This window comes from Haloarcula rubripromontorii (genome assembly GCF_001280425.1).
Classification (GTDB): Archaea; Halobacteriota; Halobacteria; order Halobacteriales; family Haloarculaceae; genus Haloarcula; species Haloarcula rubripromontorii.
On sequence record NZ_LIUF01000005.1, the window covers coordinates 61,245 to 73,584 of the forward strand.

Consider the following 12,340-nt stretch of genomic DNA (forward strand, 5'->3'; position numbering starts at 1 on the left):
CTCTCGCCCGAGCGTATATGCCACCCCGTGGTATAGCAATTACAACGGAACGCTATGTCCGATATGCCGCATTTGTTGTACGTAGGCGCTGCTGACGATGACGCGGACACAGCCATGCCCGGCACGCCGGCTTCGGTCACGTCGGTCACCGGTGTGGCGGAGGCGCTGTCTGAACTGGCCGAGCACGCCTACGACGCCGTCGTCTGTGAACAGTACCTGTCGGGGGGAGACACCGGGCTGGAGGCACTGGCAGCGATACGTGAGCAGTACGACGCACTCCCGGTCGTACTCTGTACGGCCGAACCGGACGGCTCGGTCGCCGCTCGCGCGACACGACTCGATGTGACCGAGTACGTCCCTCGTAGCGAAGTGTCGCTGACGGACCGAGTGTACGATATCGTGACGCAGGGGCGCGGACCAACGGGCCGCGGCAACGAAAGTCGCTCACCGGCGGCTCCCGATGGCCGGCCGACGCGGCTCCCACCGGAACTCGCGGACTCCTTCGACGCCATCGCCGGTAGTATCTCCGATGCCGTCGTCACAATCGATGCCGACAGCGAAGTCGTGTACGCCAACGACGAGGCCGCTGAGCTGACTGGCTATGACCGCGAGGAGCTGGTCGGTGACGATTTCGCGAAAGTGATCCCCGAACATCTTCGAAGCTCCCACTTCGAGGGAGTGGACCGCTACCGCCGGACCGGCGACCGGAACGTCGACTGGGACTACCTCGAACTGCCGCTCGTAACTGCTGCCGGGGACCAGCTGACCGTTGCGGTGTCGTTCGGCGATTTCGAGCGAAACGGACAGTGGTTCTGTACGGGCGTTCTCAGGGATATCTCTGATCGAAAAGAACGCGAACGGGCGCTCGAAGAGACGAACCGGCGCCTCGACCTGGCGCTGGATGGAACGGACACCGGCGTCTACGAGTGGAATCTGGGCACCGGCGAGATGGTCTGGGACGAAGCGACCGCGGAACTCTTCGGAACGACGCCAGCGGCCTTCGAAGGCACCGTCTCGGCGTTCTACGAGTGCGTCCATCCCGACGACCGGCAGTCGCTCGAAGCGGCGTTCGAGCGGGTGTCGGAGAGCGGCGAACGGGTCGACGCCGAGTTCCGTACCGATGTCGACGGAGAGACGCGATGGCTCCGGACGAGCGGCGTTATCGAGGACCGGGACGCACAGGCCCCGCGCCTTGTCGCCATCGCCACGGATATCACGGAGCGTAAGGAGCGCGAACGGGCGTTGCGTGCCAACAACGACTCGCTGCAGGAGCTGACACAGCTTGCAACCGGGAACGGACTCAGCGAGGCCGAAACCGTCAGCCGAGTCATCGAAATCGGGCTGGACCGACTCGACATGGCGTTTGGCTATCTGAGCCGTATCGAAGACGGGGTCCACGAAATCCAGCTGGTCACCGGGAACACCCCTCTCGAATCCGGGACACAGACGCCGCTTGAAGACACGTACTGCCAGCAAGTGCTCGAATCCGGTGACCTTTACGCAATTACCGATGCCACCAGCGAGGATGGACACGTAGGTGACGTGTATCGGAAAAGCGGTGTCGCGTGCTACGCCGGTGGCCTCATCACGGTCGACGGCGAGCCGTACGGAACGCTCTGTTTCGGCGATGAACGGCCACGGTCGGAGCCATTCTCCGAGAGCGAGGAGGCGTTCATGAATGTCCTCGTAGAGTGGGTGAACCACGAACTCGAACGCCGCCACCGCGAGGACGAACTCGAACGCTACGAGAACATCATCGAGGCGGTGGACGACGGCGTGTACGCCCTTGACTCGGAGGGGTATTTCGAGTTCGTCAATCAGGCGATGACCGACCTCACGGGCTACTCCGAGTCTGAACTGCTTGGTTCGTACACCGGCTTCATCAAAAACGACGGCGTGGTCGAGCGGGCTACGTCTATCGTGCAGGAGATGATATTCGAGGACCGCGACGACGAAGAAACGTTCGAGTTGGAGATCCAGCAGGCCTCGGGGAACTCGTTCCCAGCGCAGGACCACATGACGCTGCTGTACGACGATGCCGGGCGATTCGATGGGACTGCAGGCGTCATTCGGGATATCACTGAGCAGAAACAGCGCGACGAGGCCCTGGCCGGACTGCTGGATACGACCCGGTCGCTCATGCAGGCCCAGACGGCTCAGGAGGTCGCCGAAACGGTTATTCAGGCGACCGAGTCGGACCTCGGGTTCGACCACGCGCTCGTCAGACTGTACAATGCGGAAACGGACACACTCCGGCCGGCCGCCGCCAGTGACAAAGTCCCGGAACGACCGGTGTACGACGCTGACGAGGGGTTCCCTGGCGACGCGTTCCAGCGCGGTGACCCGATGGTCGTTGACGAGTTCGACCGGGTCGACAACTACGACTCCGATGTTCTGACAGCGGTCATGTACCTTCCGATAGGTGACCACGGGGTCGTGAGTATCGGCGCACAGCGGGGCCACGAGTTCACCGAATCGGACGTCTCTGTTGGGAAGATTCTCGCGTCCAATGCAGCCGCCGCGTTCGACCGGGTCGAGCGCGAGCGGAGCCTGTTGCGGTACGAGTCGGTCGTCGAGAACGTCCGTGACATGATGTACGTCCTCGACGACGAGGGCCGGGTCCAGTTGGTCACCGAACCGCTCGCGGAGTGGCTCGGCTACGACCGGGCGACGCTTCTCGGTCAGCGTCCGAGCGTGGTCCTCGAACAGGACGCTGTCGATGAGTTTACCCGCCGCATTGCCGACCTCCGTCAGCGGGACGGGACCGGCGGCATCCAACTCGAAACGACGCTTGAGACGGCCACCGGGGAGCGGCGGCCGGCCGAAATCGACGTGTCGCTGCTCGACGCGGAGCAGTTCCGTGGCACCGTCGGTGTCGTCCGTGACCTGACCGAACTCAAACAGGCGCGAGCGGAGCTGGAAGACGAACGCGACCGGTTCTCGTACCTGTTTAATACGCTTCCAGACGCCGTCATCGAGACGGAGACAGTTGCAGGCGACCCGGTCGTCAGGTCAGTCAATCCTGCGTTTTCCGACGTGTTCGGGTACGATCAGGAGACAGCCGTCGACAGTCCCCTTTCCGACCTCCTCCGCCCACCGGACACCAATCGTGATGAACTGCCTCGGTTCGACGGCACGCAGCCGAACGGCGACCCCTTCCAGACCGAACTCCGGCTGATGACCGAGACGGGGTTCCGTGACTTTCTCTTCCGGGGCGTGCCGTACAGTCGAGACGGCGACAGCGTCCGTGGATTCGGAATCTACACCGATATCACCGACCAGCGGGAGCGCGAGCGTCGGTTGAAACTGCTCAACCGCGTCCTCCGGCACAACCTCCGGAACGACCTGACTGTCGTCCTTGGCATGGCTGATGCACTGGAAGAGCGAATCGACGACGCCGAGCGCGCCGCCATTCTCGACAGGCTCCAGCGGAAGGCCGAAGAGATGGCGTCACTGAGCGAGCGCGCACGTGATATGGAGCGGTCCGTCCGCCGCGACCAGTTCGGCACGGACCCGGTCGATGTGTCCGCGGCTGTCACGGATGTCGTCTCATCGTATCGTGACAAACACGCCGGCAAAATCGAAACAGACCTTCCGGATACGTCGGCGGCAGCGGGCGATGGACGGTTACATCGGATCCTGGGCGAACTCATCGAAAACAGCCTCGAACACTCCGGCGACGACCCGTCGGTCCGCATCGAGGTGACGACAGACCAACGGACCGTCTCGATTACGGTCGCCGACGACGGTCCGGGAATTCCACAGCATGAACTCGACGTCGTGACCGGTGACGAACCGATTACGCAACTGCGCCACGGAACCGGACTCGGCCTGTGGCTGGTCGTCTGGGTAGCCGAAACCTACGGCGGCACAGTGAACTTTGGTAGCGGTCCGGACGGTGGGGCGGTCGTCACGCTGGAACTGCCTCGGATAGACCTCTAGATGGTGTCGCGTATCCGGCTGGCGAGGACGCTGTACTGCTCCGTGCCCGTCCCTTTCTGAACCACAGCAGTGACGCCGTTTTCTGTGGCGGCATCTGCGACATCGTCGTGTTCGCGAGCCGTGAACAGCAGGAACGGGATGTCAACACCGTTTTCGCGGAGCGCGGCACACAACTCGATCCCGTCGAGCCGGGGCATCTTGTAGTCACTGACGACGGCGTCGAAATCAGCCTCAGTGGCCAGGTCCAGCGCCGCTTCTGGGTCGGCCTCCGTCGTTATCTCGAACCCGTCTTCCTGTCCCAGAAACGTCCCGACAATTTCCAGAACGTCTACGTCTTCGTCTACCAGTAGCACCTCGATGCTCATCGGTTCTATGTCCGTGGTTCCCCGGTAAAAACTCTCGGTCACCGCATCGCAGCTAGGCCGACAACGACCTCCGTATCGACGGTCATCCACGTCGACAGCTTGGCGACGCCGGAGAGCCCGCGCGGTGACACGGTGCACCGGTCCGGTTCACTGGTGTACTCAACCACGGTCATCGACAGTTCGTGCGGGGCCTGCGGTCGCTCGGTGGTTGCGCTCCCTGCACCGTCCGGGGTGAGGCTCATCGGTAACAGATGCTTCTCGGTGACAGTGTAAAACGGCTGCTAAGAGGTCTCTATACCGCTCCGGAGAGCTATGCTGCCTGTCCAGTGTCGACTTCGCCGTCGATGCGGACGAACCCGTAGTCACATTCCGGGCAGTGCCACTTGACCTTGGTCCCCAGATGCATCGTCGTGCTCGCGACCTTCCAGAAATCGCGGTACTCTTCGCATTCGGGACAGTAGTGTTCGAGTTCGAGGCTCATACCGAGTTGTTTCCGTGGGGGTACAGTTGAATTTCCCGGTTCCACACGGGGCGTCGAAGCAGGCAAACCGCTCGAACCCCTGCCTTGCAGTATGACTCCGAGTGCGTACGAGCCGACCCATCCCACAGCACTGGCTGTCGATGCCGAGTTACCGGGGCCGGCGGCGACAGCAACGGCGACGTTCGGCATGGGCTGTTTCTGGGGTCCGGATGCCCGCTTCGGTGCGATACCGGGTGTGGTCAGGACGCGAGTGGGCTACGCCGGCGGGACCGAGCCGGACCCCAGTTACTACTCGCTGGGCGACCATACCGAGGTCGTGCAGGTCGAGTACGACCCCGACGCGGTGAGTTACCGGGCGCTTCTGGACGTGGTCTGGGCGAACCACGACCCGTTCTCGGCCCCGCACAAGCGCCAGTACCGCGGCGTCGTGCTGGTCCACGACGACCGTCAGCGCGAGGTCGCCCAGCAGACACGCGAGGAACTGGAATCGCGGACTGGGAAGTCCGTCGAGACGGCAATCGAAGGTCTCGATCGGTTCTATCTGGCGGAGGGGTATCACCAGAAGTACGAACTCCGCTCGACGCCAGTGGTCGCCGACGAACTCGAAGATATCTACGGCGATGCGTTCGTCGATTCGACGGTCGCCGCTCGGCTCAACGGCTTTGTCGCGGGTCACGGCGAGGACGACGAACGCGACGCGCTGTTTGCCGAGTTGGATCTCTCACCGGCTGCGCTCTCCGAGGTTCGCCGTCGGCTCTGAACGCGGTGCTGAGGGTCCACAGTCAGCACGGGGGACTGCGCTCCCCAACGATTCGCCCACGGCTATAAGACGCTGGCAGTGCCAGATTCAGCTATGACTATCTATACCGGTCGCGGCGATCAGGGCCAGACAGACCTCCGGAACATGGAGCGGGTATCGAAGGACAGCCGCCGTATCGAGGCGTACGGCACCGTCGACGAGGTGAACGCGCTGGTCGGCGTCGTCAGGCCGACCGGTCACGACGACATCGATGAAAAGCTCCGGGTCATCCAGAACCATCTCCACATCGTTCAGGCCGACTTCGCCAACCCCAGCCCGGAGGAGGACGACCCGCGGATACAGGAGTCCCACGTCGAGACGCTCGAAGATCTCATCGACGAGGCCGATTCGGAGCTGGACCCGCTCGAATCGTTCATCCTTCCCTCCGGGTCGGAGCCGGGGGCGAAGCTCCACCACGCCCGCGCGGTCTGTCGCCGCGCCGAGCGCCGCTGCGTCTCCTTTGCCGCCGAGGAGGCCGGCGTCAACGAGACGGCCATCATCTACCTGAACCGCCTCTCCGACGCGCTGTTTACCCTCGCCCGTCTCGTCAACAAGCGCGAGGGCATCCGCGAGGAGAACCCCGAGTACTGACGACCGCACCACGTTTTATGCCACAGGCAGTCGTCGCCACGCCAGCGCCGCCGGTTCGCAATAGCAAAGTGACCGGCCCGGAAGGGTGAGGTATGAAAGCGACCGCGAAGGCACATCCGATTCAGGGGCTGGTCAAGTACCACGGGATGCGCGACGAGGAACTGCGACTGCCGTACCACGACAGCATCTCCGTCTGTACCGCGCCGAGCCACTCGAAGACGACAGCCGCCTTCGATCCGGACCGTGAGGAAGACGTGTACGTCATCGACGGCGAGGAAGTCACTGGCCGCGGGGCCGAGCGTATCGACGCCGTCGTGGACCACGTCCGCGACCTCGCTGGCATTGACCATGGCGTCCGCTTCGAGTCGGCGAACAACTTCCCGACGAACATCGGCTTTGGCTCCTCCTCGTCGGGCTTTGCCGCCGCGGCGATGGCGCTCGTCGAGGCGGCAGGCCTCGACATGACGCGACCTGAGATCTCGACGGTCGCGCGCCGCGGGTCCTCGTCGGCCGCTCGCGCGGTGACCGGCGCGTTCTCGCACTTGCGGACCGGGATGAACGACAAAGACTGCCGGAGCGAGCGCATCGAGACGGACCTCGAAGACGACCTGCGCATCGTCGCCGGCATGGTTCCATCCTACAAGGAAACCGAGGAAGCCCACAAGGAGGCGGCCGAAAGCCACATGTTCGAGTCGCGGATGGCCCACATCCACGGTCAGATTTCGGACATGCGCGACGCGCTGTACGACGGCGATTTCGACGCCGTCTTCGACCTCGCAGAGAAGGACTCGCTCTCGCTGGCTGCCGCAACGATGACCGGGCCGGCCGGCTGGGTGTACTGGCAGCCCCGCACCATCGAGATATTCAACGCGGTCCGGGAACTCCGGAACGATGAGGACGTGCCGGTGTACTTCTCCGTCGACACGGGCGCGAGCGTCTACATCAACACCACCGAGGAGTACGTCGACCGCGTCGAAGCGACGGTCGCCGACTGCGGCGTCGACACCCGCGTTTGGGATGTTGGCGGCCCCGCACAGATTCTCGACGAGGACAAGGCGCTGTTCTGAGTTAGTCGACTGGCCGCCGGAGGCGGATCTCGACTTCGGTCCCGCCGAACCGACTTTCCGAAACCGAGGTTGACCCATCCGACTCCCGGACGATCCACTGTGTGAGCCACAGCCCTGTGCCCGTGCTGTGTGCGAGTGGCGTCTCTGTTCCAGTTGTGAGGACCGACTGTTCCGTATCAGGAAGCCCCGGGCCGTTGTCAGCTATTCGGAAGACGACGCGGTCGCTTCCGTTCACTGGCTCGGCAGTCACATCGATACGGGGCGTCTCGGCGTCGTTGTGTTCGACTGCGTTGTCAAGGACGTTGTCGAGCGCATACGGCAGCAGTTCGTGACCGACAACGCGGCCTTCGACGCGCACGTCTTGCCGAAGGGCAAGGGTCGCTTGCTCGGTCCGCAGACGGCCGATCCGGTCACAGAGCAGCGCGCTTGGGTCGAAGGTCCGTCGTTCCGTCTCGTCGCTGTGTTGCAGTTGCTCAATCTGGTGTGCAGCCTCGCTCAGACTACGGATATCTTCGATACGGTCCGCGATGATATCGATATGCTCACTCTGGCGTTCGTCACTGAGCAGGTCCAGATGCCCGCGGATGACGGTCACGTCGTTGCGGATATTATGCCGAAACAGGCGGTTGAGGACCATGAGTCGCTGCTCTCGCTGTTTCTGCTCCGAGATGTCGGTGACAAACAACGACGCACCGTCTGTACTCTCGCCGGTGAGGGGTGCGCCCCACAACTGAACGTCGAGTGTCGACCCGTTGGCGTGCCGGTGGGAGGATTCAACGCCGGTGAGCGACTCCCCGGCGACGAGAGATGAAAGCAGGCTGTCGAGTGTCGCTGGCGACTCTGCAAGCGTCTCGGCGTACGAATGGCCGGTCACTCGATTTTCGCTCCAGCCGAACAGTCGCTCGGCACCGTCGCTCCAGAACTGAATCGACCTGTCCGCGTCGATCACGACCACCGCGGCAGGGATTGACTGCACGATAGCTGAAAACCGTTCGACCAGCGAGCCGACCGAGTTCGCCAGTATCTCGACTTCCGCATCGCGGTCGAGTCGGGCGTCTAACAGCGCCAGTAGTTCAGACAGCAACGTCCGCGAAAGCGCTTCCCGCTCTCGGACCGCGCTATCTTGATACACTTCCAGCAACGCTTCACGCGTCTCTGTCCGTCCCTCTTCAGCAAGGGACGCAAACAGTTCGCCGACAAGTAACTCGGCACCGTCGTCCATTTTAGGCCAGCCTAAAATGAACGGGTGCATGAATATAAATGGAGTGGTAATCGATCGCCTGTCTGTTCCGTTGAGGCAGGCCTTTCAGCGTCTAGCTCCAAGCGAACGGTATGCGCGTCGCCGTTCTCGGAGCCGGATACGCCGGGCTCACGCTCGCCAGAAAGCTCCAACAGACACTCCCCGATACCGCCTCACTGGTCGTCGTCGACGAACAGTCCGAGCATCTCGTTCAGCACGAACTCCACCGGGTCGTCCGGCGGCCGTCGCTGGCCGACGAAATTACCGTCGACCTCGACGCCGTTCTGGACTGTGAAATCCGGCAGGCGACGGTCACCGATGTCGACCCGGATGCCGGCGTTGCGACGCTGGACGAGTCGGAGACGCTGTCCTACGACGTGGGGGCGGTGTGTCTCGGCGCGCAGACGGCGTTCTATGACCTCCCGGGCGTGCGCGAACACGCGACGCCACTGAAGCGCCTCGACGACGCGCGCGAGATTCGCGAGCGGTTCCACGACCGCAGTGACGGCGACCGCGTGGTCGTCGGCGGCGCTGGCCTGTCGGGCGTGCAGGTGGCTGGCGAACTGGCCGAGATGCGCGAGGGCAGTGATATCGAGGTCCTCCTGCTCGAACAGGAAGACGCCGTGGCACCGTCGTTCCCGCCGTCGTTCCAGTCGGCGGTCCACGACGCGCTGGTCGACGCCGGCGTGACAGTCAGGACTGGGACCGGCGTGGCTGCAGCCGAATCCGGCGGCATTTCGCTCGAGGACGGCTCGGACCTGCCGATGGACCAGTTCGTCTGGACCGGCGGTATCGAGGGGTCGCCGGCGCTCGATTCCGACCGGCCCGTCGTCCGGGCGGACCTCCGACTCGGCGAATCCACCTTCGCGGTCGGCGACGCCGCCCGGGTCGTCGACAGCGACGGCGAGGCCGTGCCGGCGAGCGCGGCGGCGGCTATCCGCGAGGCCCGCGTCGCCGCTGACAACATCGGAACACTCGTCGAACGGTCACAGGGAAGCCACGGCGAGTTCCAGCCCCGACTGACCCAGTACCAGTTCAACGTGCCGGGCTGGCTCGTCTCGGTCGGCGACGACGCCGTGGCGAAGGTCGGCCCCTCCGTCCTCACCGGCGGGGCCGCGCTGGCCCTCAAGACAACCGTCGGCGCGGGCTATCTGGGAACGGTGGGTGCCGTCCAGAACGCGGTCGATCTCGTCAGCGAGGAACTGGACCTCCACGACGAGAAGCCGGAGAGTGAGTAAGAGGCGGGAGAACAGCCGGGGTGACCCTCTCAAAGACGAGAGATTTTCACGGCTGTCAGCACGAGTGGTTACCTGCAACCCACGGCGGAGCGGAAGTTAACACATATATCCGACACCCGTGTATTCCGACGGTATATGCAATTCTGTGACGAGTGTGGGTCGGTAATGCACACAGAGGGCGACAGCTGGGTGTGTCGCTCCTGTGAAAACGAGACGCCCCGGGACTCGCAAGCAGAAGCGGCGATGGCGACCCAAGATGCCCAGCGGGACGACGGGGCACCTGCCGTGGCGGACGCGACACGGGACGCCACCGAGACGATGCAAGAGCCCTGTCCGGCGGACGACTGCGACAGCGACCGGGCCTACTACGAGATGCTGCCGAAGCCGGGCGGCTCCTACGAGGTTCGGCTGTTCACCTGCGTCGACTGCGGCCACAAGTGGCGCGAGTCCTGACGGCGCATCTCACGAACCCCGCCGGGTACATCTTCGCTGACCGCCATATCGCCACCTCAAATCCCGGTAGTGCTCTGTCTCACGCAGGCCCAGAATCGACTCCGGACCAACTCTCACACTGTTCGTGTCGGTCAACGAGTGGCTGGTTCAACGCCTCCGACACAAAAGAAACGGAGCCTGTGCTGCGTGGAACCGCTCTATACAGCACGGCAGTTATGTCCCCTATGAGGGGCTGCAATGCGGCTGAAAACAGTACAGCGGCGCGTCAGTCCTCGCCGTCCGCGGTTGCGTTCCCGAGCACGTCGTCGGGTTCGATCCAGATAACGAACTCGTCCTCGTCATCGCGGTCGACGACGCCGTTGATGTAATCGCCGTCGACCGGGGCGGTGTTCACTTCAGACTCGGCGACGGGGACGACCTGCCGGACCTCGTCGACGATCCAGCCCATCGCACCCTGTTCCTCGAACACGCCTGCGTCGAAGACGACGATGAGGTTCTCGGTCCCATCGCTGTCGATGTCCATCATCTCCTTGGGGTTGAGGATCGTGGTGATCTGGCCCCGGAGGTCGACGACGCCCTCGACGTAGTCCTCGGTATTAGGGACGCGAGTGACTGTTTCGCGCTTGACAATCTCCTCGACGTAGTCGATGTCGAGACAGTAGTACTCGTCGCCGAGCGCGAATTCGAGTACCCGGACCAGTTCCTCTGTCTGGGTCGCGTCGTCGTCGATAGCCGCGGCGCGAGCGCCACCCTCGGTCGTGGCGGTGTTGTCCGACGCCATCGCCTCCTCGATGAGTTCCTGGTCCGGCAACTCGACGCCGGTCGGTCCCTGCATCGGGCTGGCCGACGCCGAAAGGTCATCCGTCGGCTGGTCGGCAACACCGGCGTCGACGTTCTCACCGGTCATCTGTGCGGAGGCCTCTGCCGCTCGCTGTGCGGCGGCCATCGCGTCAGTATCGCTCTGGGCAGTGGTTGCGCCAGCAGCGTTCGCGTCACTGTCGCCGTCGTCAGGAGCCTGTCCATCGGTCGCCGCTTCGTCAGGCGCGTCGTCGCTCTGTGGGGCCGACGGTTCCGCGTCAGCGGCCCCGACCGGCGTCTCCTCGTTTCCACCGTCGCCGGACTGGTCACTGGACCCCTCCGCGGAGGCATCGTCCGTCTCCTCGGTGTCGTCGGTAGTCTCTGCCTTGTTCCCCTCGCGCATCTGTCGGATGCGCTCCGCCCTGTCCATACGTTCGTCGTCACTCATGCTGGTACCTCTGTGTCGGTAAAGCCGAACTGCTTGTCGAGTTCTGCGGCGATGTCCTCGAAGACAGCCGCCATGTCACACGATTCCTCTGTCGCGAAGATAGACTGGCCGGCGCTGAACGCGCGCTGCAGCGCCACCCGCTTGCGGACCTCCCAGACGGGACTGTCCGGGAACGCCATGTTGAACCATTCGAGCATCGTCTCGTCTTCGGATGTCGTTTCAACCCGGTTGGCGACGACGCCGAGCGTGTTGATCGACGCGTCGGTCTGGCGCTCCATCGCGGCCATCTGGTCCATCAGCAGTTCGATGGCCCGCTCGGAGGTCGCTTCGGTCAGTGCGGGAATGAGGACGTTCTGTGCGGCGTACATGCCGGTGTCAGTCAGCTTCCCGTAGAACGGCGGACAGTCGATGATAACGTAGTCGTACTCGGTCTCAAGCGTCGACAGCGCCCGGTCGAGCGTGTCGAGCGCGTGTGACCCCGTCACCATCTCCGGTGTGATGTTAATAGCGAACGAGGCCAGCGCGCCCTGGTCGATATCCCCGCCCTGGGTGTTGACCCGGGCGATGAGGTCGGCGATGGTCAGTTCGTGCTCGGCCTGGAGCATGTCGATGCTGGAGGGGATCACGTCCATCTCCTCGCCCTCGCAGATAAGCTCACCCAGCGCCGATGGGTCGCCGGTCAGTGCGTCGAACAGCGTCGGCGGGTCGGCGTCGTACGCCTCGACGAGACCGACGCCTTCCGTGGCGTTGCCCTGTGGGTCGAGGTCAATAAAGAGGACGTCCCGGCCGCGGTCGTTCAGTGCACCGGCTACGTTGATAGCAACTGTCGTCTTTCCGGTCCCACCTTTCGCGTTCGTCACACAGAAGCGGGCTGGACCGGTTTCTGATTGCCGGTTCATCATCCAAGTATCCACAGGT

At 63.7% G+C, this 12,340-nt stretch carries 12 protein-coding genes; 6 read left to right on the forward strand and 6 right to left on the reverse strand.

All coding sequences use genetic code 11. The features are described from left to right. Positions 1–54: 54 nt before the first annotated feature. Positions 55–3,942, forward strand: a complete 3,888-nt coding sequence (locus AMS69_RS15350; protein WP_053968956.1) for a PAS domain S-box protein — start codon at positions 55–57, stop codon at positions 3,940–3,942. Here AMS69_RS15350 and AMS69_RS15355 read toward each other — a convergent pair. The 3 genes from AMS69_RS15355 to AMS69_RS20710 form a co-directional block, all read right to left on the reverse strand. Further along, positions 3,939–4,307 (reverse strand): response regulator, encoded by a 369-nt coding sequence (locus AMS69_RS15355; protein WP_053968957.1) that lies wholly within the window; start codon positions 4,305–4,307, stop codon positions 3,939–3,941. The two genes, AMS69_RS15350 and AMS69_RS15355, sit on opposite strands and share 4 nt — an antisense overlap. Before the next feature lie 38 nt (positions 4,308–4,345). Beyond that, positions 4,346–4,549: a DUF7511 domain-containing protein gene (locus tag AMS69_RS15360; protein ID WP_053968958.1), complete on the reverse strand. Its 204-nt coding sequence runs from the start codon at positions 4,547–4,549 to the stop codon at positions 4,346–4,348. 68 nt (positions 4,550–4,617) lie between these two features. Next, entirely contained in the window at positions 4,618–4,788 is a 171-nt protein-coding gene (locus AMS69_RS20710) for a DUF7838 family putative zinc beta-ribbon protein (protein ID WP_167768497.1), read from the reverse strand. A 91-nt stretch (positions 4,789–4,879) separates the two neighbouring features. Here AMS69_RS20710 and msrA point away from each other — a divergent pair, with 91 nt between their 5' ends. The 3 genes from msrA to mvaD all read left to right on the forward strand — a co-directional run bounded on the left by msrA (position 4,880) and on the right by mvaD (position 7,245). Further along, positions 4,880–5,548 carry a peptide-methionine (S)-S-oxide reductase MsrA gene (msrA, locus tag AMS69_RS15365; protein ID WP_053968959.1) on the forward strand — a complete coding sequence of 223 codons (669 nt, stop codon included), beginning with the start codon at positions 4,880–4,882 and terminating at the stop codon, positions 5,546–5,548. Positions 5,549–5,641: 93 nt separating this feature from the next. Next, positions 5,642–6,178, forward strand: a complete 537-nt coding sequence (locus AMS69_RS15370) for a cob(I)yrinic acid a,c-diamide adenosyltransferase (RefSeq protein ID WP_053968960.1) — start codon at positions 5,642–5,644, stop codon at positions 6,176–6,178. A gap of 92 nt (positions 6,179–6,270) precedes the next feature. Then, positions 6,271–7,245: a phosphomevalonate decarboxylase MvaD gene (gene mvaD / locus AMS69_RS15375; protein WP_053968961.1), complete on the forward strand. Its 975-nt coding sequence runs from the start codon at positions 6,271–6,273 to the stop codon at positions 7,243–7,245. A gap of 1 nt (position 7,246) precedes the next feature. On the opposite strand, the gene AMS69_RS15380 is transcribed toward mvaD, so the two are convergent. Beyond that, complete coding sequence (locus AMS69_RS15380; protein ID WP_053968962.1) at positions 7,247–8,467, reverse strand: PAS domain S-box protein; 1,221 nt, start codon at positions 8,465–8,467, stop codon at positions 7,247–7,249. A 110-nt stretch (positions 8,468–8,577) separates the two neighbouring features. Here AMS69_RS15380 and AMS69_RS15385 point away from each other — a divergent pair, with 110 nt between their 5' ends. Together AMS69_RS15385 and AMS69_RS15390 are read left to right on the forward strand one after the other, a co-directional pair. Further along, positions 8,578–9,723 carry an NAD(P)/FAD-dependent oxidoreductase gene (locus AMS69_RS15385; protein ID WP_053968963.1) on the forward strand — a complete coding sequence of 382 codons (1,146 nt, stop codon included), beginning with the start codon at positions 8,578–8,580 and terminating at the stop codon, positions 9,721–9,723. A gap of 135 nt (positions 9,724–9,858) precedes the next feature. After that, complete coding sequence (locus tag AMS69_RS15390; protein WP_053968964.1) at positions 9,859–10,176, forward strand: RPA12/RPB9/RPC11 RNA polymerase family protein; 318 nt, start codon at positions 9,859–9,861, stop codon at positions 10,174–10,176. 265 nt (positions 10,177–10,441) lie between these two features. Here AMS69_RS15390 and AMS69_RS15395 read toward each other — a convergent pair whose 3' ends face one another. Together AMS69_RS15395 and AMS69_RS15400 are read right to left on the reverse strand one after the other, a co-directional pair. Continuing rightward, positions 10,442–11,422, reverse strand: a complete 981-nt coding sequence (locus tag AMS69_RS15395) for a chemotaxis protein CheW (protein WP_053968965.1) — start codon at positions 11,420–11,422, stop codon at positions 10,442–10,444. Continuing rightward, complete coding sequence (locus tag AMS69_RS15400) at positions 11,419–12,324, reverse strand: ParA family protein (protein ID WP_080508851.1); 906 nt, start codon at positions 12,322–12,324, stop codon at positions 11,419–11,421. Before AMS69_RS15400 ends, AMS69_RS15395 begins: the two co-directional genes overlap by 4 nt. Between the last annotated feature and the right edge of the window lie 16 nt (positions 12,325–12,340).

Coding starts and splice junctions, on each gene's coding strand:
- AMS69_RS15400 (WP_080508851.1), bottom strand. CDS start 12,324: ATGATGAACCGGCAATCAGAAACCGGTCCAGCCCGCTTCTGTGTGACG.
- AMS69_RS15355 (WP_053968957.1), bottom strand. CDS start 4,307: ATGAGCATCGAGGTGCTACTGGTAGACGAAGACGTAGACGTTCTGGAA.
- AMS69_RS15380 (WP_053968962.1), bottom strand. CDS start 8,467: ATGGACGACGGTGCCGAGTTACTTGTCGGCGAACTGTTTGCGTCCCTT.
- AMS69_RS15390 (WP_053968964.1), top strand. CDS start 9,859: ATGCAATTCTGTGACGAGTGTGGGTCGGTAATGCACACAGAGGGCGAC.
- AMS69_RS15370 (WP_053968960.1), top strand. CDS start 5,642: ATGACTATCTATACCGGTCGCGGCGATCAGGGCCAGACAGACCTCCGG.
- AMS69_RS15385 (WP_053968963.1), top strand. CDS start 8,578: ATGCGCGTCGCCGTTCTCGGAGCCGGATACGCCGGGCTCACGCTCGCC.
- mvaD (WP_053968961.1), top strand. CDS start 6,271: ATGAAAGCGACCGCGAAGGCACATCCGATTCAGGGGCTGGTCAAGTAC.
- AMS69_RS15360 (WP_053968958.1), bottom strand. CDS start 4,549: ATGAGCCTCACCCCGGACGGTGCAGGGAGCGCAACCACCGAGCGACCG.
- AMS69_RS15350 (WP_053968956.1), top strand. CDS start 55: ATGTCCGATATGCCGCATTTGTTGTACGTAGGCGCTGCTGACGATGAC.
- msrA (WP_053968959.1), top strand. CDS start 4,880: ATGACTCCGAGTGCGTACGAGCCGACCCATCCCACAGCACTGGCTGTC.
- AMS69_RS15395 (WP_053968965.1), bottom strand. CDS start 11,422: ATGAGTGACGACGAACGTATGGACAGGGCGGAGCGCATCCGACAGATG.
- AMS69_RS20710 (WP_167768497.1), bottom strand. CDS start 4,788: ATGAGCCTCGAACTCGAACACTACTGTCCCGAATGCGAAGAGTACCGC.